The organism is Streptomyces sp. NPDC093568 (genome assembly GCF_044764945.1).
In the GTDB taxonomy this organism is placed as follows: domain Bacteria; phylum Actinomycetota; class Actinomycetes; order Streptomycetales; family Streptomycetaceae; genus Streptomyces.
The window spans coordinates 20,641-45,330 of the sequence record NZ_JBIWJD010000018.1 but is presented as its reverse complement, the minus strand read 5'-3'; the positions used below and the strand labels follow the sequence as shown (position 1 = coordinate 45,330).

Sequence of the window (24,690 nt, the reverse complement as noted above, 5' to 3'; positions counted from 1 at the left end):
CCTGCCGGAGTAGGAACAATTAGTGGTGCCATTCCCTGTGAAGATCTGCTGTGAGGTCCCTGATAAGGCTGTAGTCCTTCTCAATGGCTTCGGAGTCGGCATGCGCGAGGACGACTTCCCAGGTCCCGCCCGCTGAGAGCGCCGCGTTCTGGGACATGAACGAGTTCGGATCCTTGTCGATGCACGCTGTTGTAGGCAGCCCGGCAAGGTCCTGCAGCATCGCCGGTCGCGAGCCGTCCCGCCGTTGGGTGTCCACGTAGGTTCGGGTCACGTGGATGCGAGGGCCGATGCGGCTGCTGCGGTGGGCGAAGAGGGGTCCGTCGAGCGTTGCGTCGATCGGGTCGCAGTCTGTGATCGCCCACACGGCCTCGTCGGCATGTGATCGGTGGGTGACGGTGCTGGCCGACAACAGGACCGGCCCTAGCTCGGGCCCGAAAGCGAGATGGCATGACGCCGGCCCCGATGCCACGCCGAGCGTGTCCAGCACGCGGCAGACGTACAGCGACAGCCGGCGGGCCAGGAGGCCGTGTCGGTGCAGGAGGTCGGTTCGATCGAGCAGCCCCGTTGAGCTGTGGAGGAGTGTCCAGATGCCGGTAACAGCGTGCTGAGGTCCGTCCGGGCCGAGTTGGGTAACGCTGTCGACGACGTACTGCCGCCCCTCCGTGCGCTCTTCCAGGACGAGGGAGGCATTCCCGCTGTGGCGGTAGGCAGCTTCCTGGATCTGCGGCCACACGGCGGCAATCCCTTGCGGGGTACGGCAGTTGACCGGCCGTACAGGCACACCGAGCGCGGCGGGAGCCAACCGATAGACCGACAGCGAACGGTTGGCGACCCATTCAAGGGCTTCTGCGAGGCGGGCGGTGCGCACGCCAGGCGGCACCGTGATGCCCGCCTGGGCCAGGGCTCCTGATTGGACACCCCTATCAGTCCGCAGAAGGGTAGAGCCTGGGATACCGCTGCCGGGGAGACGGAGTTGCCAGGCGATCCGCTCGGCCAGCTCAACGCCCACCGGGCTTGCGGCCATCACCGCCTCTACTCCCGCCGCCCTCAGCTTCTTGACGGTGCGCCGCAGATCACCGTCGTACTCAATGACGTCGACGTACGCCTCGTCGGGCGCAACGTCGCGGTAGGCGGCGGGCCTCGCGCTGCGGCCCAGGGTGACCGCGACGGAATCGCGCCCCCGACGCGCGAGCGCGCCGGGGTAGCCGGAGCCGGCTTGCGGGGCGATGACGGCAACGCTCGCGGTCCCCGTCGTGCAGGGAACGCGCGCCCCAACTGCGAGGCGTGCGGTAGCCATCAAGCACCCTCCTCGGGAGATCGGTATCTGGGTGGCGGGAGCGGTCACTTTGTGCAGCTCGTGGTGTGGGCAGGGCGGGAGACGCGTACGGAGAGGTGGTCGGCGACCATGTCCCGTCGTTTGGCGCAGTCGGCGGCCGTGGGGCCGGTGACGACCCAGTGCGCGATGCGGTCGTCGATGCTGGAGCGCGGCGCCGCGGTCACCTGGGTGCCGGGATCCCGTGTCCACACGAGCCGTTCCAGCCATAGCTGATGGCGCAGAGCACCGTGCACGTCGAGCTGTTCGATGTATCCGGTGTGCTCGGGGTACAGGAAGCCGATCGCGGCGGCCTCCGAGCGGGTAGGGGTCAGGTCGGGTGTCCCGCCGGCGGCGAGAACTGCCAGTGCCTGGGGCAGGTTGACGCCGGTGGCCCGCTCGACAAGGAGCGGGATGAGGTCCCCGGCAGGACGACCGTTGACCTCGATCACCCGGGGACCGTCGGAGGTCAGCCGCAGCTCGATGTGCAGGACGCCTCGGCTGAGCCCGAGGGCCCGCACAGCCGCTGTCACGACGCCGGCGAGGGCGCTGTCGTGCAGCAGCGGGTCCGCGGCGTCGACGCTGTGTCCGACCTCCTGGAACTGCGGTTCCGGGCCGAGGGTTTTGCGGGTGACGGCCACGATCCGTATCTGGTCGGGGGCGAGGACCACGGTCTCCACGCTGATCTCGGGTCCCTGGAGGTACTCCTCAACGAGGGCTCCGGTCACAGACCAGGCCTCCAGTCCCAGCACGCTGTCGACCAGGGCGCGGTGGAAAGCCGCGCGTACGTCGGCGTTGGTGTCGGCCCGCAGGACCCCTGCGCTTCCCGCCCGGCCGCGCGGCTTGACGACGACGGGATAGCCCAGTCGATGGGCGATCTTCACTCCGTGGTCGGCATCCTGTGCGAGGTACGAACTCGCCGAAGGGACGCCGTGCTCGGCCAGGAGTCGCCGAGTGGTGGCCTTGTCACGGCAGGCGGCAGCGGCCATCGGGGAGTTGCCCGGCAGGCCGAGCTGGTGCGTGATCCGTGCCGTGAGCTCGACGAAGTGCTCCATGTAGGTGGTTACGCCGGCTGCGCCGAGCTGGTCCGCGACCTTGATCAGGGATGCTTCCGCTGCTTCGGGGTCCCGGAGGTCGACGGCCGTCTGGGCGGCGAGATAGGGACGGGCCCACTTGGGCGGGTCCTGGTCGACGAGCACCACAGGCCGAACGCGAGCGATCTGTCGCAGGACGTACTCCCGAAATTCGGGTGCTCCGGCGCCCAGCAGGAGGATCGGACGGGAATCTGCGGAATGGTGGTGGCTCATGCTGTGTCTCCCGTGTTGTATAGGGGAAAAGCGGCGGTGAGCCGCAGGGCGCCGCAGGCGCTCACGCTGCCGCTCCAGGCGAAGCGTGATGTGAAGGCGTCGAGGAGTTCATGACGAACCGCGATTGGCTCAGGACCGACGCGAGGCGGCATCCGTCCGGGCTGCGGCCGGTGGAGTCGAAGGCCGAGCGAGCGTGAGGCCGTAGAGCGGCCCGGCGGTCCACCATCGCGTCACCTCCAGTCCCCAAAGCGCCAGTTCGCGACGTACGACCGGCTCACGGAACTTGGCCGACACTTCCGTCCGCAGCTCCTCGCCGGCCGCGAAGTCGACCGTCAGGCTGAGTGCGGGAATCTTCACGGTCTGGTCCGTGCGCGACCGCAATCGCATCTCGATCCACTCGTTCGCCGCGTCCCACCGGACCACGTGCTCGAAAGCGTCGAGAGCGAAGTCGGCGCTCAGTTCACGGTTGAGGACACTGAGCACGTTCTTGTTGAAGGCCGCTGTCACGCCGGTGATGGTGTCGTCATAGGCGGCGATCAGGGAGCGCTCGTCCTTGACCAGGTCGGTGCCGAGCAGGAGGGCATCGCCGGGCGAGAGCAAGGAGCGTATGGAGGACAGCAGGGTGGCGCGTTCGCGGGGCAGGAAGTTGCCGATGGTGCTTCCTAGGAACACCAGGAGCCGCGGCCCGGGCGTGCCCGGCAGCGCCAGGCCGGTGGTGAAGTCGGCTATGAGGGCGTGGACGTTCAGGCCCGGGCGTTCCTCCATGAGGGCGTGTCCGGCCTGCGTGAGGGCGCTCTCGCTAACGTCCACCGGCACATAGGTGTCCAGGTCCGGCATGGCGTCCAGCAGGTAGCGCGTCTTCGCGGACGAGCCGGAGCCGAGTTCGATCAGGGTGCGTGCGCCGGTCACCGCAGCGATGTCGGCGGAGCGGGCGATCAGCAATTCGCGCTCGGCGCGTGCGGGGTAGTAGTCGGGCAGTTCGGTGATCTTCTCGAACAGTTCGCTGCCGTGTGCGTCGTAGAACCACTTGGGCGGCAGCGTTTTCGGGGTGCGCGTGAGACCGCGCAGGACATCGGCACGCAGGGCGGCGTCGGTGGCGTCCTCGCGCAGGGTGCGGGTGATCAGGAACGGGCTCACAGAAGGGGCTCCTTGTTCGCTTCGAGGTCAGGCAAGAGAGGGAGGGCGTGCGGACATGCCAGGGTGAGTCGACGTCGAGCGGTGGCGAGGATCAGTGCTGCGGCGGCTGCGCCGGCCGGGAGGAGTACCTGGGTGTGGGTGACGCCTGCGGCGGCCGTGCCGATCGCGCACCCGATATCCAGGAAGGCGACCAGCAGGGCGTGGGCCTCCGTGGTGTGCCCGGGTGGAGCGAAGGTGCTGGTCATGACGAAGCCCGCGCCGAGCAAAGGGGCCATGGCCAGCCCGGGGATCGCTGCCGCGGACAGGGCAGTTGTGGGGCTTCCTGCGACGACCAAAGGGATCCAGCCGGCTGCGAATACGACGGACAGGACGATCAGGTGGCTGACGGTGCTGCCCCGCCAGGCTCGGGCCCCGTAGGCGAGGCCGCCGACGACGGCGCCGCACGACAGGGCCGCAGGCAGGCCTCCAGAGAGTTCTGGGGCATCGAACTGGTCAGCCGCGTCCACGGCAAGGGGGGTGAGAGCCCCGATGGTGACTCCGACGCACGCCATCGCCGCGTACAGCACGCGAAGACGTACCGAGCGGATCGGGCCAAGCCAGTCGGGCTGTGCGGACTGCGGCTTGAAGCCGTGGTGTGCGCGGGAGACCGGGGTGCTCACGAACAGGACGGTGCCGAGGGCGCCGACGGCCGCGGTCGCCACGAGCGCCCAGGAAGCGGACGTGGTCGCGACGATGGTGGCCACCAGCAGTGGGCCGGCGATGTAAATGAGCTCCTGAGTCCCGGAGTCCAGGGCCAGCGCTACCCGCTGGTGGGCGGGCGACGGCATCATCCCGCGCACGCCCCACAGCGTTCTGAGCGCTGCGTCCAGCGGGGGTCGGGTTGCCCCTGCGGCCGTCACGGCGGCGATCGCCCACCAGATCTCCGCTGGACTGGCGGCCAGGGCGAGGAAGGCGCTGCTGCTCAGGACGGCACCTACGGGGAGCACGCGCCTTGGCCCGTAGTGGTCGACCAGGCGGGCGCTGAGTGGGCCGCCAATGGCGTTGGCCACCAGGTACACCGCGGCGAGCAGGCCGGCCGACGATCCGTCCTCGGCACTGAGGAGGATCGCCAGCGGGGCCATACCGGTCGGCAGTCTTCCGATGAGCGCCCCGCCCAGCAGCTGCGCCACGTAGGGGACACGCAGCACGTCTCGGTAGCGGACCGCGGGGAGCGGTCTGCTGCGGGACGCCCGCGTGCTGTCGAGCAGGGTCATGGCCGGAGCGCCGAGACGTATCCGCCGCTGTGGGCGACGGGCGCGGTGGCCGTGGGATGGAAGGCAGGTTCCCATCCTGGGGTGTTCTGCCAAGCGCTGTGGGCCAGGCATCGCAGCGCCCAGCCCATGGCGTCGGCCTCTGTAGTGGGTGGGTCCTGCGGGCTGGCCGCGGCGAGTTCGCGCTTGTGGTGCCATTCGGTGTACAGATCGAGCAGGCCCGCCGCGAGCTTTCGCTCGGCGAGGCAGCCGGTCGCCTCCACGTCGGCGAGCCGCTGGGCAAGGAATCGGGCGAATTGCGTGTCGCGCTCGCGGGCCCACCCCTCGTCGTGGAGTGTGGCGGTGAACCGAAGATTCGTCTGGGGGTGTCCGTCGGCCCGGCTCGTCCGGTGCGGCACGCTCACCGCGAGTCCACCATCTGGTACTCGACGCCGAGCACCTTCGGTTCACCGGCGGGTGTGAACTGTGCGAGGGCCTGTCCTTGAAGCTCGTCCAGGATGGCCACGCGCGGGGTCTTGTTGTAGACGGCCTGCTGCGACCCTGGGGTGATCTTGACGTAGCCGGTGTAGATGTATCCGTCCTTGAGCTGCTCCATCCGGTTGTGCGCGGTGGGGAAGACCGCGAGTGTTCCGCCGGCACGCAGGCGAAGGACGTAGATCTTCGGGTGGGTGGGCTGAGTGGCTTCCCAGTGCAGCGTGGCGTATTTGGCGTTCTTGTAGGTGGTGCGTTCGCGGTAGGTGTTGAGAGCGGTGCGGGTGACTGCGGTGCTGGCGAGTTGGGCGCCTGTGTTCTTCCCGCCGGTCTCGTACAGGTCCTCGTAGGCGCCGGCTATCTGGTCGGGGGCGAGGGCCCCAACGCGGGCCGAGGGGCTGGCTGCGGACGCCAGGCCGTGGTTGCTGGTGTCGACGGCGGGAATCGGGCTCTTGGGGTCGGTGTAGACGGCGGCGACCATCTTGAAGTGGCGGCCCGCGGTCTTGTCGAAGACGAGGAGCGCCTGTTCCTTCGAGCCGCTGGCAGTGGCCTTGACAGCGAACCAGCTCTGGCCCTGAGGGATGTAGTAGGAGCGGTCGCGGTAGGCGAAGGGCTTCCGGTAGTACGCCTGGTCCTTCTCCGGCCAGGTCGGGAAGAGCCGGTAGTCGGCCTTGGACTGCTCGTAGAGCTGGCCGCCTTCCACTGTGCCGAGAAGTCCTGCATTTTGGATCTTGTTTGCCTGTGCGTTGATCTCTTCGTAACGGTCGAGGATTCTGGCGGCTTCGGTGCGCGTGACCGCTCCGGTGGGTGTGGGGCTCGGGGTCGTCGTGGGTACTTCGGCCTTGACGGGGTCCGAGCCGCACGCGGCGAGGGTGGCGGCCATGGTCAGGCCGACGGCGAACACGGTCAGTTGGTGCAGGCGCCGGGATGCGGGTGTGTGTCGCATCGTGCGGTGTCCTCCTTCTGCAGCGGTGGGATGTGAGGCTCGGGCTGGTGCGTGGCTGTACAGGGAGCTGGCGACTCCGCCGGGGACCTGTGCCGTGGTGAGAGCGCGAGTGATCGGCCAGAGGCCCTTGACCGGCCGCGGGGCGGTGACGTGGGATGGCCGACTGTGACGCCCCGTCATGCGGGCGCTCGCGACGGACGGTGTAGGAGCGCGGCCAACGGCAGGCAGAGGGCGGTGCCGAGCAGGCCAGTCATGAGGGTGGTCAGGGCGACGAGGCGGTGGCCGCCCAGGGCGAGAGCCCACCCGCCGAGGGCGGGGGCACACAAAACCGCGGCCGCCAGCGTCGTGCCCCAGATGCCTGCGTACACGCCTCGGCTCGACGGCGGCGCGATCCTGTTGAGGACGTCGGTGGCGGCGACGAAGGCGATGATCTCGCCCGGTACCGCCAGTACGGCGGCGATGCCGTACCCGACGGTCGAGGAGGCCAGGCCGGCGGAACCCATTCCCGCGCCGAGGATGATCCCGCTCGTGCTGAGCAGGCCCACCATCGGTGTTGTGCGCCTGGCCCGGCGTACAAGCCAGGGGTTGAGAAGGGGGGACAGCCCGATCACGGCGGCGGCGCTAGCAGCTTGGGTCCAGCCGTATGCCGTGGGCGGCAGACCGTCCTGGGCCATCATCATCGGGAGAACGGAAAAGAGAGCGGCCACCGGAATCAGGATCAGTAGGCTCGCCAGCCACAGCAGCCACAGCAGCGGGTCGGTGAAGGCTTGCCGGTGCGCTCCGTTGCCGAGGGAGTGTCCCGGGTTGGGCGGCGGGACAATCCGAAGCGCGACGACGGCGAATACGGCGCACACCACCGCGTTGGCCCAGAACAGCACCGAGATGCCGACCGGCTCCGCGAGGGCTCCGCCGACAAGCCCCGTGGTGGCGGCTCCGAGGTTGACGGCGAAGTGCCGCCACCCGGTGATGCGTGCGCGCCCCGGTTCGTCCGGGACAGTGTCGGCGACGAGGGCGGAGACAATCGGGCGGGGAGCGTCGTAGACAAGACCGGACACAGCAGCTGCGGCACCGAGAGCCAGCGGGGTGCGGGCCTCGGCGAGGAGAGGGAAACTCACAGCCGCCACCGCCATGGCGCTGACCAGGGTGGCCCGGCGGCCGACCCGGTCGGCCAGCCATCCGCACAGCAGTTGCCCGGTGAACCAGCCGGCGCCCCACAACGCCAGGACCGTGCTCACAACTGCCGTGTCCAGGTGCAGTTCATCCAGGCGATAGGGCAGGTACGGGTAGACGAAACCGGCGGCGCGCACGACGAACGTCGCGACGAGCAGCGCCCAGATGATCGGAGGCCACCTATTCGAGGCTGGGGCCGGGGGTGGCGTAGCCAGCGATTGCGGGGATGAGGCTGTTGCGGGCACCAAAACTCCAGGTAGCCGAAGAGGTGCGGCGCCTCTCGGCACCGGGGGCGGGAAACCGGAACGGGTCGGCTGATCAGCCCCCTTCGGCGCACCCAAAAGCCGCCTGAGAGCGAACTCCAGGCAAAGCGGGGCAGGTTGGCACGAGGGACGCCGACTCGCTCCGATGCTCGGCTTCGGCCGCTAGCCCCACCGGCCACTGACCGCCGGGAGCCAGGCCTGACGGTCCGGAAGCCCAACGACCGCCAGACAACGCCGAGCCGAACGTCATCGATCCCGCGGCGCCCCGCTCCGACGACTCTCGTTCTCGACGGCCAGGTGGCGTCAGCAAAGGGATGCCGAGCGGTTGGTGAAAGAGCTGGGGCCGCAACTGCCGGAGCAGCGCGAAAGCCTTCAAGCGAGTGGTGCGCCGGTGTCGAAGGATGTCCACGGATGTCTCCGTATGAAGAGGAAGCGATGCCGCGTGATGCCTGATGCCGGTCTTGCGTCGTCGCCGTGATGCCGTCCGACGAGCGCGCGGGCGCCAAGCACCGCGGTCGGAGCCATGAGCCGGACAGCGGAGGGGGGGGGCCCCCCCCCGCGGGGGGGGGGCCCCCCCCGGGGGGGGGGGGGGGGGGGGGGGGGGGGGGGGGGCGGGGCCCCCCCCCCCCCACCACCGGTCAGCTCCGCTTGTTCCAGTTGTCCCAGGTCGGTCGGTTGTCGAAGGGGGCCGGGGTCTTCTGCCAGTTGTCCCAGGTGGGCCGGTTGTCCCAGGCCGCTCCCACGGTGAAGGGAAGAGAGAGATCCGAGGTAGTGATCAAGTCCATCACGACGGGCGCGTCGGAGGTGGCCAGTTCGTCCAGGAGTGTCATGCGGCTGACTCCGTTTCCTGTGTGGCGAGGGTGGACAGGGCAGTGATCAGGGCCTGCCGGGAGACCCGGCAGTAGTGGGTCTGGGTGGTGGCCAGGCTGCCGGTCTCGAAGTAGCGGTTGGCGGCCTGGGCGCCGCGGCAGAAGTCGAAGAACGGGCACTCGTCCCGGCAGCCCTCCAGACCCCTGAGAAAATCGCGCACGTAGGGCAACTGGTGGGCCTGGTCGAGAAGTTCGGTCAGCGGCTGGCGCAGGATGTTCCCGGCGAGGAAGTTGTCGTAGGCGGGGGCTGTAGTGTCGGCGAGTTCGGGCGAGAGCAGGACCACGTCGCCGTTCACGGACACGGTGGGGATGGGGTCGAGGCGGCGCTGGTCCCAGTTGGCACGCCGCCCGTTGCGGATCAGCCGCAGGTACTCGGAGAGCCGCTCGATCTCGCGTACCCGCAGCCGGTTGCCGGGACGGCGGGTCCAGGTGATGGTGCGGCGCCAGAAGTCCTCGGCCTGCTCGAAGGTGGGTGGTCGCCGGCCGGTGTTGATGCCTTCGATCTCCTCGATGTTGAAGCCGGCCTCGTGGCAGCCCAGGCTCGCCAGGAAGTCGAGCACCTCCTCAGGCTGTGTGATGGTGTCGGTACCGACGACGCAGATCACGGAGAACGGGACGCCGTGCTCGCGCAGGCGCTGGATGCCGCGCGTGATCCGGTCGGCGGCGGGTCTGCCCCGCAGGTCGACGCGGTGGATGTTCGCCGAGGGCGGGCCGTCGATGCTCACGCCCACTCGGACGTCGTACGCGGCCAGCAGCTCGCACCAGGGGTCGGTGATGAGGGTGGCGTTGGTCTGTACGTAGTGGTGGACGCGCTTTGCGCGGCGCAAGTCCTCGAAGAGCGCGAGCAGGGCGGTGAACTGCTGCCGACCGGTGGCCAGGGGCTCTCCGCCGTGCCAGACGACACCGACCGGCCCTCCGTGCTCGGCGAGCTGGGCGACCGAGGAGGCCAGGGCGGCAGCGACCTCAAGGGGCATGGACCGCCGCAGTTTGCGCAGCGGCAGGTAGCAGTAATCGCAGTCGAGATTGCACCAGGTCGTGGGCTGGGCCACGACGGTCTGCGGGGTGGTGAACCACTCGCTGTAGCGGGAACGCCAGCCGGCGGCACGGGCGCGCATCGAGGTCCTCTCCCTCGGCGACAGGGACACGGCGGCCCCGGTCGCGCCGGGGCGGGCCGTGTCCACCATCCGGCCGTTGATGACGTGTACCCGATGACATCGCGATGTCATCGGCGATGACGTGTCATCCGGCGCTCGATGACATGTCATCCAACTCGTCTGACCGGCGGTGAAGTTCGCCTGTCGACGGGTGGGCTATCGTGACGGGCGTGCCTCGCTCGATTCTGATCCATGACGGCCAGACCGCCCGCGACATGGGCCTGGTGTACATCTGCTCGGGCTACCTGGTCGAGCGCGGCAAGGTGCTGCTCGTCCACCACAACCGCTTCGACAAGTGGGTCCCACCCGGCGGTCATATCGAGCCCGGCGAGTCCTTCGCCGACACCGCGGTCCGCGAATTCAAGGAAGAGACCGGCCTGCTGGTCGAGGCGATCTCCAGCCAGCCCGCCATCCACCCGGCCGACGACAACGCCACCCCGGAACCAGTGCCGTTCTACGCGGACATCGAGCGCGAAGGCTTCGCCGTCCCGGCCCTGGCCCAGTTCTACTTCGTACGCCGCCAGGCCAGCGCCCAGGGCAAAGCGGTGGAGGCGCAGCTCAAGGAAGTCCACGGAGCCGACTGGTTCGGGTTGGACGACCTCGCTGAGTTGCGGACCTTCGATCAGGTCCGCTCGCTGGCCCGCTACGCTCTGCTCAACTACCCCATCGCCTCCGAGCGCGCCCAGCAGTAGGCGCCTCACCCCCTTCGAGCCGAAGGACCGATCGCGTGGACCTCCACCGGGAGCTGGACGAGCTTGATGCTCACGCGGAGGGCCTCACTCCTCAGGCCCGCGGACGCAGGTTCGAGAAGTGGCTAACCAAGCTCCTGTCCCGGGACAACCTCGCACCCCGCGCGGCGTTCCGCCCCCAGGGCGAGGAGGTGGACGGTTCCTTCCAGTACGGGGGCCGCTACTACCTTCTGGAGGCCAAGTGGTGGGCGGAGACCAGCAAGGTGCCTGCGTCAGCGATCTACCAGTTCAAGGGGAAGGTGGACGGCAAACTCGTCGGCACCATCGGCGTGTTCATCTCCATGTCCGGTTACAGCGGCGAGGCCGTCGACGCCCTGCGCGTCGGCAAGGACCTAAACGTCATCCTGTTCGACAAGAGCGACGTGGAGTACGCCGCTGACGTGTCCTTCGTCGAAGTGCTCGAATTCAAGCTCCGGGAGGCGGCCGAACTCGGCGAAATCTTCGTCCCCTACAAGGCCGCAGTCGGCCCACCTCCCACCGTGCCGAAGCCGCCACTGACCATCGTCGTGGAAGGCCAGGGAGACTCGGCCATCATCGGCGGCATCGCCGATGCACTTCGCGACAGAGGTGACACGGTGCGCGGCTTGAACTTCATCGAGGCAGGAGGGGTCGTGGGTCTCGCCCAGGTTGCGGCAACCGCAGCTCGGGTGAACCCCGGAACGATCGTCATCGTTGCCGACTCCGACGGAGTACGGACCACCATCCCCAAGGCCGATCAGCTTGAAGGCTACGACCACGAGATCATTATCGTGGACCCCCGGATCGAGAAGTGGGTGGGCATGGCCGCGCCTTCCGAGGCGCGGCGGCTTCCCTGGGCAGAGCTCGTTCGGCGCGCGGCGGCGATCGACCTCGATGAGACGGCTGCTCAGGATGAGCAGTTCGCGCGGCTGATCAAGTGGCTTACGTCCTAGATGTATGAGGGCTCGACCCGCAACACCGAGCTGCTGCCGGCGGACCAGGCTCCAGGGCCGCCGGGTCAGATCGGCTTCGCCGGGCCGACCAGGCGGTAGCCGCTGGCCCCCTCCACGGTGCTGGCGATCAGGAGCCGCACCGGCACGCCGCCGAACGCCGAGGACACGGCCTGATTGAGGCGCTGGATGTATTTGGGTATCGAGGACGGGGCGACGAACAAGGTGCTGGCGATCGCTTCGGTCGACAGTCCCTGGCCCGGACCCGCATGAACGGCCTTCACCAGATCGAACAGCCGCTCCGACAGCACGCACTCGACCGGCGCATCGCGGTCCGGTGCGGAAAGCAGGAGCGTGCGGTCAGAGGCGAGCACCGTGCTGGTGATCCGGACCTCGCCGCTCACGCTGGCGGCGGCAGGCTCGTCGTCGCTAAGGCCGAGACGAACGAGGCTCCGCTGGGCCTCACGGTAGGCCGAGACGGTGTAGTACGCCGCGCGGATGGTGGCCCGCTTCCCGGAGGCCCCGGGCTCGTTCCACATTCCGGCCTCGGCGTCCCACAGGTCATTCATCAGCCGCCATGCCTTGGACAACCGTGCGTCACGCGTGTTGGCGCCGGACCGGATGGCGGCCTGGGTGCACAGTGCGTACGCCATGTGCTCCCAGGCGGTGCCCTGTACGTCCTTGTCGTCCTCGACGAAGGTCTCCCAGCGGGGGTGGTTGCGCAGCAGCCACTGCCCGGCCTCGGTGATGACCTCGGACAGCCGCTTCGCCTGTACCTGCCCGTGGACCCCGCCGGTCTCCCGGGGAACGTCCTCGTATACAGGCTCGCAGGACGGACCATTGCCCTCCATGACGGCGCAGAATGCCAGCAGGCACAATGCGGTCTTGCTCGGGCTCGGATCGGTGTCGACGTAGGTACGCCAGCCCCAGGATCCGCTGGGGCGGCGGTGGTAGAGCAGGCCGTGTACCCCGTGGCTGATCAGCGGTTGGACCCGCTCCAGCAGACTGCTGGTGTCGATCCCGTCGGCCAGCCGCAGCCCCGGCCCGAGCTCGTGCAGGGTGTCCCTCAGCTGTGCGAGGGCGTGGACGACGAGCGCGGTCTGGTGCAGTGAAGTGTCATCAAGGCCGAGTACCTCCGGCCACCCGTGATCGACCTGGTGGTCTTCGAGCCAGCCCACGCACCAGGCCACGGTCTCGGCGACACGGTCATGGTGGAAGAACCGCGGTTGCGACAACAGCCCAGCCAGGCCGAAGGCGACGAACCGGGTGTGCTCACCTCGCCCGCCCTTGGGACGCGGCCGGCAATGGTCCGCGATCGCTGTGGTGAGAAAGCCCATCGCGTCGCGCACTGGCTGGCCGGCGACACCAGCAGCACTCAGGACGGGCAGGACCTCACTAGTGTTGACGATCGACGACACCGAGGTGAGCGTGAGCCCCCACCCTCCGTCATACCCCTGGTTCTGCAGCAAGGTACGGGCGGCCTGCCCGGCTCTCGCCTCAAACGACGAAAACCCCGCACGTGCCGCCTTCATACTGCCCCTCCACGTCGGCAAGCCAGACCATCCAACGGGTCCGTACCCAACTCCCTATACAAAGAAGCTAGTTCGAGACCTGTCAGTAGCCGTTCCGCCGACCGCGTCGCCAAGCCCAGAGTGCTCCGATAGCGGTTACGCCCAGAGCCTCGAAGGCAACGCCGGTGCCGCCCGGGGCAGCGGCGACCTTCGACGCGGCGAGGACTCCGGAGACGACGAGGATGTACGGAAGGAGGAAGAGGACGGTACGGCCGAGACGGATGGGATTCATAGGTCAAGTATCCCTATATGTCCGCTAGTTGGCCAGGGTGATTCTCTGTACTCGACGGTTGATGGTCCGCATCGCCGCTTCGCCGTCCGGGAAAGAGACGTTCCGGAGAAACGCGACTACGTACGGGGCCAATTCCCTTGCCTCGGCGGGCTGAAGTCGGCGCCAGCAGCCGAGTGCGTTGCCGACGGCGCGAACGGTGGTGCTGTGCTGGGGCCCGAGGTGGACGTGCCATGTCCGAGCCATGAAGACCCAACTCTGCAGGCCGTATCGGAAGTCTTGGTCGAGCCAGGCAATGTCACCGCGTACGAGGCCGGCTGCCAGGGTGTAGAGGTGGCTTGGGCCGAACTGGGCGGAAAGCTCTGTGAGTAGTTGATCGGCGTCGCGGGCGGCTTCGGTGAAGAGGTTCTGGTTGGCGGTTGCGCAGATGGCGACAAGCCGGCCGCGGTAGGGCTCGGGGAGCGGCTCGTATGGCCGGTCGGGCGGCACCGGGTCCACGGTCTGTAGCTGCTGCACCGGCAGATGCGTCGGCGATGCGGGTGTCTGCGGCAGGCTCGGTGCGGCAGGGACCTGAGCTTTGCTGTCCAAGGGATCGCTGGTGCCGTCAGTGTTGACCTGGATCACGGTCGTGTACTGAGCTTGCTCGTCCTGGATCACAGCGCGGATCGGCATCTCCAACGCGGCAGCCTCCAATTGGAGGTGCGCCAGGACCGCTTCATTGAGCGAGACGCCTGGCGGCGGTGTGAAGTATTCCTCGTCAATGAAGCAGATCCCGTCGGGCGTGATCCGAACCTGCACCGCGTCTGGGGATATGTCGCTCACTGCTGGTTCACCAGCTTGTCTGGGAGGAGGGGGATGGTGCTGATGCCGCCGGCGCTCGGGAAGCTCGGTTCGGCCCATCCGCGGTAACGCAGGCGCCAGGCGCCGTTCGTGAGCTCTTTCCGCGAGACGATGGCGATCTTGCCTTGGCGCGGGTAGTCGTCACCTACGTCATTGCTGGCCACCTGATCGTTGCCCAGGTAGAGGGCGACGTGCCCGGCCGAGCTGCCTGTGTCATAGAACAGCAGTGCCCCCGCGGGCGGTGACACGTCACCCGGGTGCGCGAGTCCGGCGTCAACGAGGCGGTTCCAGTGAACGTTGGCCGTTGCTGATCCGGATGAGCCCCAACCGTATGCTTGGGCTACGAAGTTGTCGCACATCCGGTACCAGCCCGTCTTGCCCGCTTCATTCCGGGCACTCGCGATGGCCTGGGCCGCAGTGCGCGGGTTCTTGACGTTGAACCTTGTCGTGGGGTCTTTGCCGCCCGAGGCGGCCGGGTCGTTGCAGCCCGTGCTGATCGAGGTTACGGCGTGGGTTCCCCAGGTCTTGGCGACGAGCGAGCCGGCTGCGGACTCCCACTTGGCGTACTCATTGCGGTACTTCTCGGCGGGGCGCTGGATCGTGGCGGCGACCTTGGTGAGGGCCTTCTGCTGCCAGTTTTCGACCTTGACAAGCCGGTCGTAGAACTTTCCGGATGCGTAAACCGGGTCGGTAAGCTCACTGACCGTGCCCCAGCCCTGTGAGGGCCTCTGCTGGAAGAGCCCCACACTGTCCGCGTGGCCATGGTGCAGGTTGTTGAGGGTGCTTTCCTGCATGGCGACCGCCACGGCGATGACCGCGGCGCGAGGTGAAAGGCTCCTGGTCCGGGCGACGTTGGTGATGGTGGCCGCGTTGCGCACCTGTCGAGCAGTCCAGTTGGCGCTGTTCTGTGCACCTTCCGGATGCAGCGGAACCGTCACCTGGGTGCTGCCTGCTTCCTGCTCGCCGTCGAACTTTGGTTTCTTGCCCCCCGCACCGGCACCGCTTTCCCCGTCTCCGATCGGCTGAAGGCCGCTCTGGCAGGTGTTGGCGTTGGCCTGCGTCGTGGCACCGCTGACCGCGAGGACGCAGAGCGAAAGCACCGAGACGCCTGCTGCGGTGACGCCGATGGCGGCCTTGCCAAGCCCGTTCATCCCCACCCCGACCATAAACATGTGTTGATGAAAGAAGGTCAGTGAACCTCACTCGCGGCGGAACGGCTACCGGCTTCAGCGGCTTCTGCCTGTCGTGGGACTTCGTCCGCGTCGGGGAATCATGTCGGCGAAGCGCCACTGGCCGCGCGGCTGCCGAGAAGGGAAGCGTGCTATCTAGCCACCCCAAGCGCGTAGCGTAGGCGGGGAAGAAGGCTCACTGAACTGCACATATGTGATGGGCTGCAATTTCAAGGCGTCTTCCGGTGGGCTGCGTCTCCTTGGTCGGTCACCCGGGAGGACTGTGCTCGCGGCGGTTGCCTGAGGGGTGGCGTGGACTGGTCTGTCAAGTCGTAAACGCTTGTTGTCAAGTTTGTGTGTATGTACCTTTCACCGTCACGGCCCGGTTTCGGGCTGACCTCCATGACGAGGGTGGAAGGGAGTCGGGGGATGCCCGTTTCACAACACCTGGTGGATCTTGCGGCGAGTGGTGACATCGGCACCCTCGTGAACGGGCTGTCCCCGGACTGGGGCCCGTTCGGGCAGCTGGGGACAACCGGACGAACGGTGATCCAGGCCCTCATGGCAGGCGTCGTTCTCGTCCTGCTGGGGCGCGCGATCCTCGGCGCGGTGCACCTCAAAGTCGGCGAGGGCCAGCACGACGTCGCCCAGGTCAGCAAGGGCAAGAAGGAGATCGCCGGCAGTCTCGTCGGGGCCTTCGTCGTCGCCTCGATAGGAACGATCTTCACCATCGTGTACGGGATGGGTATCTGATGGCCCGCCAGAACACCCGTGGCAGGGGCACCCAAGTCCTCATCGACGAGACGCCGACCGAAGTGCAGGGCGGCAAGCCCTGGTGGCGGGGGATGGCCATCACCGGAGCGGTGTTCCTCGTGCTGGTCATTCTCGCGGTGTTCATGAGCCTTTCCGGGGGTGGCGCTGGGGCCGGCGGCTCGTCCGACGGCCAGAGCCAGACCGCACCGGCAGAGAAGAACACCACGGGAGGGGACACCAAGAGCACAGCGAAGAAGCTGGTCAATGGTGTCCCGGTCGGCTACACCCACAATCAGGCCGGCGCGGTTCAGGCCGCGGTGAACTACCAGGTGGCGCGGTCGTCTGCCGCGTACTTCACCGACGAGAAGGCCCGGCACGCGACGCTCACCGCGATGATGACCAGTCAGGCGTTGGAGCGGCAGATCCGCAACGACGACACCGGGATGCAGCAGGTCCTCACCTCGCTGGGCGTCACCGCCGGGAGCGCGGACGAACTGGTCGCGCGTGGTGCGGCGATGGGCACCAGGGTCACCACGTACACCGATCAGGTAGCCACCGTCGAGGTGTGGATGGCCGGACTCGTCGGCGTCACGGACAAGAACGCCCCGATGCCGGTATCCGCGTCGTGGACCACCTACACGCTGACCCTGCAGTGGCAGTCCGGTGACTGGAAGCTGAACGCGATCACTTCCGTCAACGGCCCGACCCCCCTGGATACAGGCAGCGACAACCCCACCAGCGTGGATGAGTTCCGCACGGCAGATCGGGAGTTCAATGCGCCCCCGTATGTCGGCTGAGACTCAGTATCGGGTACGGACCCGCCTCGTCTGGATAACCGGCCTGACCGCCACGCTCACCATCATGCTCGCCCCAGGCCAGGCCCAGGCGAACGACTTCTCCGACTGGTCCTGCAAGAACATTCCGTTCGCCGACAAGGTCTGCAACGTCGTCGAGAAGACGAACCAGGCGATCGATTTCGCGAGCGACCCCCTGGGGTACATCGCCCAGTTTTTCAACAACGCCGTGACCAGCATCTTCACCCAGATGATGAAGGCACTCGGCTCGACCACACGCATCGACTGGCAGGATCCGGGATTTCTTCGGACCTACACCATGGCCTTTGCCGCCTCCACGGTGCTGACGGTCATCCTGTGGCTGATCGCCGTGGCCAAACGGGCGATTCAGGGGGTGCAGCCGCTCCAGGCGCTGGGGGAATCCATCGGCTTTCTGCTGATGTCGGTCCTGGTCTCCGCCTTCGCACCGCTGGCGGTCGCCTACACCGTGCGGCTCTTCGACGAGGCTGCCGAGGCCATGTTCAAGCCCGTGGCCGGAGACGCCGCCGACATGGTGCTCACCGTCACCACATCGATGCTCGCGCTGATGCAGATCCCGGGCGGCGCCATCATCGTCATCTTCTTCAGCCTGGCACTGCTGGCGGCGGTGGCCGGCGTGTGGCTGGAGCTCATCGTCCGCAACGCCTTGATCCTTTCCGGACTCGTCTTCGGACCGACCGTGTTCAGCGGCCTGGTGGACCGCGACCTGTGGGGACACACCAAGCGCTGGTGCGGCGTCATGGCCGCGATCATCGCCTCGAAGTACGTGACGTTCACGGTCATCGCTCTCGCCACTGGAACGCTCGCTTCCGACAGTCCCAACAAGAGCCTGGGGCAGTCCTTCGCGACCGTCTTCACCGCTCTGGCGCTGCTGTTCCTCGCCTTCTACATGCCCTTCCAGCTCTCGAAGTTCCTCCCGGCGTTCGGCGACGAGGTGCGCGACATGTACGCGGCCCGCGACGACCTCAAGGGCCGGGCGAAGAACGCCGGCGACCAGGTGGGCGACTCCTACAAAGAGCTCAAGTCGCGTATGGGCGGTGGCGACGGCGGTGGATCCGGTGACGACGGCGATGAGGGGGAGACCGACGCCGCGGACGGCGAGACCCTGAGCGGGGACGGCGCGGCCGAGGCCGGAGCGGCTGAAGGAGCGGCTGCCGCGACTGGTGTCGGGGCGGCGGCCGTGGCCGCGAAGAAGGGGGTCGACAAGACCAAGGACGAGGCCGAAGCCGCCGTTGAACGCGGAGTCGACGGAGCAACCGCCGGTCTCGACTCCGGCGGTTCGTCTGCGGCCTCGACGGCGGGCGGCGATTCCGACGGCGGCGGTGGTCACGCCTCCGGCGGGGACGCGCCGTCTGCCGGAAGTGCTCCTGACTCTGCTGTCCCGGACAGCGCGGCGGCGGGCGTGGAGCCGGTGGATCCGGCGGGCCCGCAGTCCTGGCCGCCACCTGAGCCCCCGGAGGAGCCGGAACCGCCGCCGGACGAGGAGATGCGCTGATGCCCGTCCCGACACACGTCCAGGAGTAGTTGTGGCTCGCACCTTCACCTACCCGCGGCCGAGGCCGCGCGGCCTGCTCGGTCGCAAGCTCGAAGCCGATGAGCAGCTCGTCTTGGGATGCGGCTTCGTCGGCGGACTCATCGCTGCCTGGATCCTCGGCGGCATCCTGCTGAAGATCGTCGGCTTCGTGCTGATCGCGGGCGCCTGTGCCTGGGCCACTCTGGCGCCGTACCGGGGGCGCACCTACGTCCGATGGTTCGAGATCAACCGGACCTACAAGAAGCTGCTGCGGGACGGCTCGCTGCTCTACAGGTCTAGGGCGCCGTACGCCGGCCGATACGCCGACGGCCGCCGCGTCCCGATCGACGTCCCGGTCGGCGTCCCGCGGAACATGCAGTGGATCACCGCCCGTACCGCGTTCGGTGAGATCGCGATCGTGCTGCAGCCGGACGAGCTGATGTTCACCGCTGTGGTCGAGGTGGAAGGCCAGCGCGACTTCGGCAGCCTCGATACCGCGGACAAGGAGGCCCTAATCCGGGCCTACGAGCACCTGCTGAAGACCACGGCCGACAGCGGCGGGCGGATCCGCCGCCTTCAGTGGGTCAGCAGGGTCATCCCCACCGACCCCAACGCCCATGCCCGGGACGCCGCCGAACGGCGTGACACGAACAGTCCGACGTGGCTGCAGCAGTCGTATGACGACCTGATCCGGCGCGTCGCGGTCACCGCAGAAGACCGTCGGCTGCTGCTCGTGGTGGGCATCCCCTACGCCGCTGACCTGGTCGCCGAGGCCCGCCGCTACAACACCCTCCACGAGGGTTACGCGATCACGCTCGGGCGGGAGATCGAGAGCTTCATCCGGACGCTGGGACGCGGACAACTGCGCCACGTCCGCAATCTCGACGAGGCGGGGCTGGCCTCCTATCTGCACCACGCCTACGACCCCAGCCACTGGATCGACGACACAGCCGGCATGGACCGGATCACCTGCTGGCCCGCCGTCCTCGACGCCCGCAACAAGAAGTACATGGCCTCCCGCAGCTGGGAGACCACCGAGGACAACTGGTACTCGATGACCGCCTGGGTGAAGGAACTTCCCGTCCTCCCGGTCGGCATCAACTTCCTCGCGCCCGTCCTGCTCTACCTCCAGGACATCATCCTGTCGGTGTCCGTGGTCATGGACCTCGTCAGCACGGACCAGGCGATCACCGAAGCCATGGCGGACGCCACCAACGAGCTGGGCCAGGCGGACAAGAAGGCCGGACGCATCGAGGACCCACGGGAACAGAAAGCCCAGAGCGCCTCGATACGCACCATGCGGGACATCGCCGACGGTGCGGCGGGCACGCGGCTCGCCGCCTGGATCACCGTCACCTCGCCCACCCTCGACGCCCTGCGCCGGGACGCCGACACAGTCCGCGCCGGCGCCACCCGCGCCGGCCTGCGACTGGAGTGGTGCGACACCGAGCACCACCGGGCCTTCGCCAACACCCTGCCCTTCAACGCCGGACTGCTGAAGGAAGGGCGGTAGCGATGCTGGAGATGCTGCGGCGCCAGACACAGACCCGGCGACGGGCCGTCCGCTCGACCACCAGCCACGCCTGCGGCCTCTACCCGGCAGTCGGCGCGGCCAGCATGGACCCCCGCGGCGTGATCATCGGCCGGGAGGCCTACAGCGGCAAGGCCTACATCTACGACCCCTTCATTCTGTACAACCCGCAGGCGCGCGTCCGGCTCGCCAGCGGGCACGCGCTGATCCTGGGCAAGTCCGGCTACGGCAAGTCCGCGCTGGAGAAGACGTACGTGTTGCGGCAACTGCGCTTCCGTGACCGGAGCTTCGCGATTCTGGACGCGCAGGGCGAGGACGGCGCCGGTGAATGGGACGGCATCGCCCGGCAGTTGGGCATCACGCCGATCCGGCTCGTCTACGGCGCGGGCGACGTCGGCGAGGGAGTGCGGATCAACCCGCTCGACGGCCGCATCCCTGCCGAGCACCAGTTCAAGGTGCTCGTGTCCATGATGGAGATCCTCACCGGCACCCTCACCTCGCAGACCAAGTTCGCCCTGGCTGAGGCTCACAAGACGGCCATCGCCGCCGCCCGCGAGCAGCAGCGCGTGGCGATCCTCTCCGATGTCCTGGACGGGCTGACCGCTCCGCAGCCGACCCTGCTCGGGCAACAGCCGGTCACTCCCGAGGAGTTGGTGGAGTGGGGTCAGCCGGCCGCGCTTGCCCTGGACTCACTGTGCAACCCCAGCCGTGACTTGGCGGGCATGTTCGACGGGCCGACGACCGAAGGGATCGACCTCGACGCCCGGTTGATCATCTTCGATCTGACGAAGCTGCCGCGCGAGGGCGAAGCCATGCCGTTGTTGATGGCTGTCATCGGGCCATGGCTGAGGTTCGGATGGATCAAGCCGAATGACCGGATCAAAAGGACTCTGATCGTCGAGGAGGCCTGGCACATCCTCTCCCACCGCCCGGTTGCGCGGCTGTTCGAGGAGCTGGTCCGGTACGGCAGGCGCCTGGGGTTGTCCTTCTGGGCGGTACTGCACCACCTCGGGGATCTGCTGTTGGAGCAGGCCCCGGAGGCGGCGGCCATTCTGAAACTGACGGCGACCCGGGTCCTGTATCACATGGACCGCGACGAGGCCGAGACCACCGCCAACTACCTGGGACTTCCCGACTGGGCGCGCAAGGCGCTGGCCGACGGATCCAACGTGTGCGCGCCAGGTCGGGCCATCTGGCAGGTGGGTTCGCGGATCAATCTGGTGGAACATACCCGGACACCGCTGGAGATCCGGTTGACGGACACGAACCGCAGGATGTCGGAGGGGCAGCAGGAGCCCACTGACCGCCAGGGCACACAGGCACCGGCGCCGACAATACGCCTCCACAAGGGGGCGGCGGCATGATGCCGAAAGCCGCTACCCCGAAGACCGCGGCACGCCTGCGTCTTGGCCGCGATGCCGTGTGGATCCTCCCGCTGATCGCGGCGTTCGTGCTCACCGCGCTGCTGTGGTTGACCGCTCTCCTGTCCGGCCTCCTGGTACACGGACGGCCCGCGGCCGTCAGCTGGGACTCCGCGGGCCATGCGGTCGTCGCTGTCTTCCGTCACCCCGGCGACCCTGCAGCCGCCTGGCCGCCGAGTGCGGGCGTAGCCGGCCCGTTCGTGTTCTGGCCCGCTTTCCTCCTGCTGCTTGCCGCGGCGACCTGGGGGACGTGGAAGACGTACTGGTGGTGGAAGCACCGCGGCGTTGACGGCGCCGACGGGATGGCGACCCGGGCACAGCTGGAGAAGGCCATGGGCGAGCAACAGGCCCTGTCCCGTGCCGGATCGCTGCGTCCCACGCTCGCCGAGCAGAACCCCAAAGCCATCACCATCCGCGACGTCGCCGTCTACATCGGCAGCGCAGACCCCTCGGAAATCCATCTCTGGATCACGATCGAGGAATCGATGATCCTGGTCGCCCCTCCGCGCGAGGGAAAGACCTCCCAGATCATCCTTCCCGAGATCCTCGAATTCCGCGGAACGGTCCTCGCCACCAGCAGCAAGACAGACGTCCTCTACAACACCGCACTTCTGCGGCAGGAACACGGTCCTGTCTGGGTTCTGGACCCGACAGGACTGTCCGGCTGGCCGAATCAGCTGCGCTGGCCGCTGACCGCAGGCTGCGAGGAATACCAGGTAGCGCGCAAGCGTGCCGAGACCCTCGCAGCGACCACGAAAAGCGAAGAAGGGACAAAGAATGGCGGTTATTTCGCGCTCAACGCGAAAACCCTTATTACCTGCTGGCTGCATGCCGCAGCCCTCCATAACCGGCCCGTCCTCGACGTGCTGGCCTGGGCGACGGACCCCGACAACCGCGAAGCCGTCGACCTTCTGGCAGCGAAGGGCAAGCACCTGCTCGCCGCCGCGCTCGCCGGCCAGCACGCCGCGGCCGAGGAGGAACGATCCGCCACCTGGAGGACCGCAGAGCAGTCATTCATCGCGCTCTACGACGAGAAGGTCGCCGAGATCTTCGCCCCCCAAGGGGACGTGGAAGTCTTCGACATCGAAACGTACCTCCGGCAGTCCGGAACGCTGTTCCTGATCGGCGAGGACGAAGAAGGATCCGCCCTGGCACCGCTGAATGCCGCTTTCGCCAAAGCGATGTTCGACACCGCCAAGAGGGTTGCGGCCCGCAGCCCTAACGGGCGCCTTCCGATTCCGCTCGGCTGCTTCCTGGACGAGCTGGCCAACGTGGCGCCTCTGCCCGAAATTCCGAGCCTGATGAGTGTCAGCGGATCGCAGAACATCTTCATCATGGCGGTTCTTCAGGGCTATGCCCAAGCGGAGGAGCGCTGGGGTGCCCTGGGCGTGCGGAAGATGTTCGCCAGCGGCACGGTGAAGGTTTTCCTGGGCGGTATCAGCGACCCCGAAGAATTGAAATCCTACAGCTCTCTCGCGGGTGAATTCGACGAGGACGTGGAGACCGTCTCCGATGACGGGGACCGGGTCTCGGTGTCCACGTCGGTGCGCCGCCGTGCGGTGGTGGAGCCTGCCACGATCCGGATGATCCCGGAGCGCGGCGGGATGGTGTTCCACCGCCGTACCCCCGCCACGCTCGTCACGTTCATCCGTGCCCACGAAGGGCCGCGGGCGGCGGAGATCAAGGAAGCCACCCGCAAGGCGCACGAGATGGTCGCAGACCGCGTCCGGCTGGAGAAGGCGGGCGGCGGCCATGGCTAGCGGCTTCGATGACATCTTCGCCGAACTCACCAACGTCAACGCCGAGCAGGTGCTTCTCAGCGAGCGGGTCAAGCTGCTGGAGGAGCAGCTGGAGGCCGGAGGATCCGGCAGCGGGGATGCCGACGGAGAGCAGGAACGCCCGGTCGGTGCCCCGGTGCGGTGGCACGAACTCGACGCCGAGGAACGCGCCGTGCTCTGGCCTCAGTTCGTCCGCTGGGTGATCTGGGTCGCCGACCGGTACGAGATGACCACGGATCAATTGCCCAGACACTGCTGGTGGAAGCACGGCGCGGTCGTCGAGGAACTCACGGCGCTGTGGACCTCCCACGAGTCGGCCTACGCCGGCGGGGAGGACGGGGGGTCGGCGCCGTACCTGTGGCAAGACGCCCTCGCCCGGGCCGTGGAGCGGATGGGCCGGTTCTGGCTCGGCGCGTGCCGCAACGGCCAGCACCGGGCCCGCCACCGCGATGCCCCCTGGGGCGGAGACGCGGCCTACCTCGCCCTGCTCCTTTCCGCCGACGGCCCCGAGCCCGACGGCGAAGCAGCAGGCCCGGGCGGCGGCGACCGGACCGATCCGGACGAGGACGGCAGCGGATGACGACACGAGCCGGGAGCCAGACATGATCATGAACAGGTACGGGCGCGCCGCCTGGGCCTACTGGCGCGAGCATCTGCCCGGCCGGTACGGGATGCTGCCGGACCCGCTGGCGTATTTCACCCGCCTCGGGGAGAAGGCCGAGCGGCAGGCCGGGGAACTGACGGACGCGATGGTCCTCGCGGGCACGCCCGCCGGCGGTGAGACCAGTGAACAGCGCTCCCGACGGCTCCTTGCGGTCCAGGACGAGGCCGAACAGGTCGTGCTTCGCGAGCTGATCCGCCCATCCGCTGCTCCTTCTCCGGACGACGCCGCCTCCGCCCGAGATCTCACCGTGCCGTCATCCCCTATCTGACCCAGCCCACCAGCAGCCCGTTGGGGCCCCGATGCACACAACCGCCCTTTTCGACGTTGGGAGCAGGCGTTGAGTACACCGCAGCAGCCCGCCGACGACAATTCGATCAACGACAGCGGCTTCCTGCCCGGCCTGGACTTCGGTGACCAGGACCCTCCGGCGCGGGAAGGGGCTGCGGCACGCCCGGACGGCCCGGCGGCGGGAGAGGATGAGACGGGGCACCCGGTCCCGTCCACCAGGTCCAACAGTTCAGAGCAGACAGGGGAGTTCGGCGATGAACCGGTACGGCGCACAGGCGATGACGCACTGGGAGGAGCACAAACCCCAGGCGTTCGGGGAGCTGGAGAACCCGGAGGAGTTCTTCACGGAACTCGGGGAGGAGATCTCGACGGAGATCGAGACCCGGGCCCGGGACCTGGCGGGCCAGGAGCCGGACGGGGAGGGATACCTGCAGCGCCTGCAGCGGCTGAACACCTCCCGTTTGACAGCGGAGGGCGAAGTGCTGAGGGAGAGGGTGCTCCTGGACGTGGAGCCGGACCAGGAGTAGCACGGCCCGGGCCCCGTACGGAGCGGGAGCGGGTAGC

Annotated in this window: 24 protein-coding genes; 11 read left to right on the top strand and 13 right to left on the bottom strand. The window is 68.0% G+C overall.

The genetic code is table 11. The features are described 5' to 3' along the window. Positions 1-19: 19 nt before the first annotated feature. The 9 genes from ACIRD7_RS39530 to amcB form a co-directional block, all read right to left on the bottom strand. Entirely contained in the window at positions 20-1,297 is a 1,278-nt protein-coding gene (locus tag ACIRD7_RS39530; protein ID WP_403460858.1) for a hypothetical protein, read from the bottom strand. A 44-nt stretch (positions 1,298-1,341) separates the two neighbouring features. After that, positions 1,342-2,619: an ATP-grasp domain-containing protein gene (locus ACIRD7_RS39525; RefSeq protein ID WP_403460856.1), complete on the bottom strand. Its 1,278-nt coding sequence runs from the start codon at positions 2,617-2,619 to the stop codon at positions 1,342-1,344. A gap of 129 nt (positions 2,620-2,748) precedes the next feature. Continuing rightward, a complete protein-coding gene (egtD, locus tag ACIRD7_RS39520) occupies positions 2,749-3,756 on the bottom strand; it encodes an L-histidine N(alpha)-methyltransferase (RefSeq protein ID WP_403460854.1) in 1,008 nt (335 codons plus the stop codon). Next, complete coding sequence (locus ACIRD7_RS39515; protein WP_403460853.1) at positions 3,753-5,009, bottom strand: MFS transporter; 1,257 nt, start codon at positions 5,007-5,009, stop codon at positions 3,753-3,755. The genes egtD and ACIRD7_RS39515 overlap by 4 nt, the downstream gene beginning before the upstream one ends. Continuing rightward, positions 5,006-5,410 (bottom strand): hypothetical protein, encoded by a 405-nt coding sequence (locus ACIRD7_RS39510; protein WP_403460852.1) that lies wholly within the window; start codon positions 5,408-5,410, stop codon positions 5,006-5,008. The genes ACIRD7_RS39515 and ACIRD7_RS39510 overlap by 4 nt, the downstream gene beginning before the upstream one ends. Beyond that, positions 5,407-6,423: a hypothetical protein gene (locus tag ACIRD7_RS39505; RefSeq protein ID WP_403460851.1), complete on the bottom strand. Its 1,017-nt coding sequence runs from the start codon at positions 6,421-6,423 to the stop codon at positions 5,407-5,409. Before ACIRD7_RS39505 ends, ACIRD7_RS39510 begins: the two co-directional genes overlap by 4 nt. A 176-nt stretch (positions 6,424-6,599) precedes the next feature. Then, entirely contained in the window at positions 6,600-7,838 is a 1,239-nt protein-coding gene (locus tag ACIRD7_RS39500) for an MFS transporter (RefSeq protein WP_403460850.1), read from the bottom strand. A 656-nt stretch (positions 7,839-8,494) separates the two neighbouring features. After that, complete coding sequence (gene amcA / locus ACIRD7_RS39495) at positions 8,495-8,686, bottom strand: multiple cyclophane-containing RiPP AmcA (protein WP_403460848.1); 192 nt, start codon at positions 8,684-8,686, stop codon at positions 8,495-8,497. Beyond that, the gene (amcB, locus tag ACIRD7_RS39490; RefSeq protein WP_403460847.1) at positions 8,683-9,909 is read right to left on the bottom strand and encodes a cyclophane-forming radical SAM peptide maturase AmcB; all 1,227 of its coding nucleotides are present in this window, start codon (positions 9,907-9,909) and stop codon (positions 8,683-8,685) included. The genes amcA and amcB overlap by 4 nt, the downstream gene beginning before the upstream one ends. Before the next feature lie 140 nt (positions 9,910-10,049). On the opposite strand from amcB, the gene ACIRD7_RS39485 reads away from it, so the two are divergent. Together ACIRD7_RS39485 and ACIRD7_RS39480 are read left to right on the top strand one after the other, a co-directional pair. Next, a complete protein-coding gene (locus ACIRD7_RS39485; RefSeq protein WP_403460846.1) occupies positions 10,050-10,571 on the top strand; it encodes an NUDIX hydrolase in 522 nt (173 codons plus the stop codon). Positions 10,572-10,606: 35 nt separating this feature from the next. Further along, positions 10,607-11,539: a hypothetical protein gene (locus ACIRD7_RS39480; RefSeq protein ID WP_403460845.1), complete on the top strand. Its 933-nt coding sequence runs from the start codon at positions 10,607-10,609 to the stop codon at positions 11,537-11,539. Positions 11,540-11,604: 65 nt separating this feature from the next. Here the strand turns inward: ACIRD7_RS39480 and ACIRD7_RS39475 are convergent, their stop codons facing one another. The 4 genes from ACIRD7_RS39475 to ACIRD7_RS39460 all read right to left on the bottom strand — a co-directional run bounded on the left by ACIRD7_RS39475 (position 11,605) and on the right by ACIRD7_RS39460 (position 15,348). Beyond that, the gene (locus ACIRD7_RS39475; RefSeq protein ID WP_403460844.1) at positions 11,605-13,068 is read right to left on the bottom strand and encodes a hypothetical protein; all 1,464 of its coding nucleotides are present in this window, start codon (positions 13,066-13,068) and stop codon (positions 11,605-11,607) included. An 82-nt stretch (positions 13,069-13,150) separates the two neighbouring features. Beyond that, entirely contained in the window at positions 13,151-13,339 is a 189-nt protein-coding gene (locus ACIRD7_RS39470; RefSeq protein ID WP_403460843.1) for a hypothetical protein, read from the bottom strand. Positions 13,340-13,363: 24 nt separating this feature from the next. Continuing rightward, the gene (locus ACIRD7_RS39465) at positions 13,364-14,158 is read right to left on the bottom strand and encodes a hypothetical protein (RefSeq protein ID WP_403460842.1); all 795 of its coding nucleotides are present in this window, start codon (positions 14,156-14,158) and stop codon (positions 13,364-13,366) included. Continuing rightward, on the bottom strand, positions 14,155-15,348 hold the full coding sequence (locus ACIRD7_RS39460) for a hypothetical protein (protein ID WP_403460841.1): 1,194 nt from the start codon (positions 15,346-15,348) through the stop codon (positions 14,155-14,157). Before ACIRD7_RS39460 ends, ACIRD7_RS39465 begins: the two co-directional genes overlap by 4 nt. 426 nt (positions 15,349-15,774) lie before the next feature. Here ACIRD7_RS39460 and ACIRD7_RS39455 point away from each other — a divergent pair, with 426 nt between their 5' ends. The 9 genes from ACIRD7_RS39455 (at position 15,775) to ACIRD7_RS39415 (ending at position 24,653) form a co-directional block, all read left to right on the top strand. Beyond that, positions 15,775-16,098 carry a hypothetical protein gene (locus tag ACIRD7_RS39455; RefSeq protein WP_262505522.1) on the top strand — a complete coding sequence of 108 codons (324 nt, stop codon included), beginning with the start codon at positions 15,775-15,777 and terminating at the stop codon, positions 16,096-16,098. Next, positions 16,098-16,895 carry a hypothetical protein gene (locus ACIRD7_RS39450; RefSeq protein ID WP_403460840.1) on the top strand — a complete coding sequence of 266 codons (798 nt, stop codon included), beginning with the start codon at positions 16,098-16,100 and terminating at the stop codon, positions 16,893-16,895. Before ACIRD7_RS39455 ends, ACIRD7_RS39450 begins: the two co-directional genes overlap by 1 nt. Then, on the top strand, positions 16,885-18,426 hold the full coding sequence (locus ACIRD7_RS39445; RefSeq protein WP_403460839.1) for a hypothetical protein: 1,542 nt from the start codon (positions 16,885-16,887) through the stop codon (positions 18,424-18,426). The genes ACIRD7_RS39450 and ACIRD7_RS39445 overlap by 11 nt, the downstream gene beginning before the upstream one ends. Positions 18,427-18,457: 31 nt before the next feature. Continuing rightward, entirely contained in the window at positions 18,458-19,957 is a 1,500-nt protein-coding gene (locus ACIRD7_RS39440; RefSeq protein ID WP_403460838.1) for an SCO6880 family protein, read from the top strand. Between the two features lie 2 nt (positions 19,958-19,959). Further along, entirely contained in the window at positions 19,960-21,339 is a 1,380-nt protein-coding gene (locus ACIRD7_RS39435) for an ATP/GTP-binding protein (RefSeq protein WP_403460837.1), read from the top strand. Beyond that, positions 21,336-23,156 carry a type IV secretory system conjugative DNA transfer family protein gene (locus tag ACIRD7_RS39430; protein ID WP_403460836.1) on the top strand — a complete coding sequence of 607 codons (1,821 nt, stop codon included), beginning with the start codon at positions 21,336-21,338 and terminating at the stop codon, positions 23,154-23,156. Before ACIRD7_RS39435 ends, ACIRD7_RS39430 begins: the two co-directional genes overlap by 4 nt. Beyond that, positions 23,149-23,754 (top strand): hypothetical protein, encoded by a 606-nt coding sequence (locus ACIRD7_RS39425; RefSeq protein ID WP_403460834.1) that lies wholly within the window; start codon positions 23,149-23,151, stop codon positions 23,752-23,754. The genes ACIRD7_RS39430 and ACIRD7_RS39425 overlap by 8 nt, the downstream gene beginning before the upstream one ends. Before the next feature lie 22 nt (positions 23,755-23,776). Next, positions 23,777-24,106, top strand: coding sequence for a hypothetical protein (locus ACIRD7_RS39420; RefSeq protein WP_403460833.1), 330 nt, complete (start codon positions 23,777-23,779; stop codon positions 24,104-24,106). 274 nt (positions 24,107-24,380) lie between these two features. Continuing rightward, complete coding sequence (locus ACIRD7_RS39415) at positions 24,381-24,653, top strand: hypothetical protein (RefSeq protein WP_403460832.1); 273 nt, start codon at positions 24,381-24,383, stop codon at positions 24,651-24,653. Positions 24,654-24,690 lie beyond the last annotated feature (37 nt).

Excerpts from the sequence above, each read along its gene's own strand:
- ACIRD7_RS39525 (WP_403460856.1), bottom strand. The coding sequence starts at position 2,619 with ATGAGCCACCACCATTCCGCAGATTCCCGTCCGATCCTCCTGCTGGGC.
- amcB (WP_403460847.1), bottom strand. The coding sequence starts at position 9,909 with ATGGTGGACACGGCCCGCCCCGGCGCGACCGGGGCCGCCGTGTCCCTG.
- ACIRD7_RS39420 (WP_403460833.1), top strand. The coding sequence starts at position 23,777 with ATGATCATGAACAGGTACGGGCGCGCCGCCTGGGCCTACTGGCGCGAG.
- ACIRD7_RS39415 (WP_403460832.1), top strand. The coding sequence starts at position 24,381 with ATGAACCGGTACGGCGCACAGGCGATGACGCACTGGGAGGAGCACAAA.
- ACIRD7_RS39475 (WP_403460844.1), bottom strand. The coding sequence starts at position 13,068 with ATGAAGGCGGCACGTGCGGGGTTTTCGTCGTTTGAGGCGAGAGCCGGG.
- ACIRD7_RS39435 (WP_403460837.1), top strand. The coding sequence starts at position 19,960 with ATGCTGGAGATGCTGCGGCGCCAGACACAGACCCGGCGACGGGCCGTC.
- ACIRD7_RS39430 (WP_403460836.1), top strand. The coding sequence starts at position 21,336 with ATGATGCCGAAAGCCGCTACCCCGAAGACCGCGGCACGCCTGCGTCTT.
- ACIRD7_RS39515 (WP_403460853.1), bottom strand. The coding sequence starts at position 5,009 with ATGACCCTGCTCGACAGCACGCGGGCGTCCCGCAGCAGACCGCTCCCC.
- ACIRD7_RS39455 (WP_262505522.1), top strand. The coding sequence starts at position 15,775 with ATGCCCGTTTCACAACACCTGGTGGATCTTGCGGCGAGTGGTGACATC.
- ACIRD7_RS39460 (WP_403460841.1), bottom strand. The coding sequence starts at position 15,348 with ATGTTTATGGTCGGGGTGGGGATGAACGGGCTTGGCAAGGCCGCCATC.
- ACIRD7_RS39505 (WP_403460851.1), bottom strand. The coding sequence starts at position 6,423 with ATGCGACACACACCCGCATCCCGGCGCCTGCACCAACTGACCGTGTTC.
- ACIRD7_RS39530 (WP_403460858.1), bottom strand. The coding sequence starts at position 1,297 with ATGGCTACCGCACGCCTCGCAGTTGGGGCGCGCGTTCCCTGCACGACG.
- ACIRD7_RS39470 (WP_403460843.1), bottom strand. The coding sequence starts at position 13,339 with ATGAATCCCATCCGTCTCGGCCGTACCGTCCTCTTCCTCCTTCCGTAC.
- ACIRD7_RS39445 (WP_403460839.1), top strand. The coding sequence starts at position 16,885 with ATGTCGGCTGAGACTCAGTATCGGGTACGGACCCGCCTCGTCTGGATA.
- ACIRD7_RS39450 (WP_403460840.1), top strand. The coding sequence starts at position 16,098 with ATGGCCCGCCAGAACACCCGTGGCAGGGGCACCCAAGTCCTCATCGAC.
- ACIRD7_RS39425 (WP_403460834.1), top strand. The coding sequence starts at position 23,149 with ATGGCTAGCGGCTTCGATGACATCTTCGCCGAACTCACCAACGTCAAC.
- amcA (WP_403460848.1), bottom strand. The coding sequence starts at position 8,686 with ATGACACTCCTGGACGAACTGGCCACCTCCGACGCGCCCGTCGTGATG.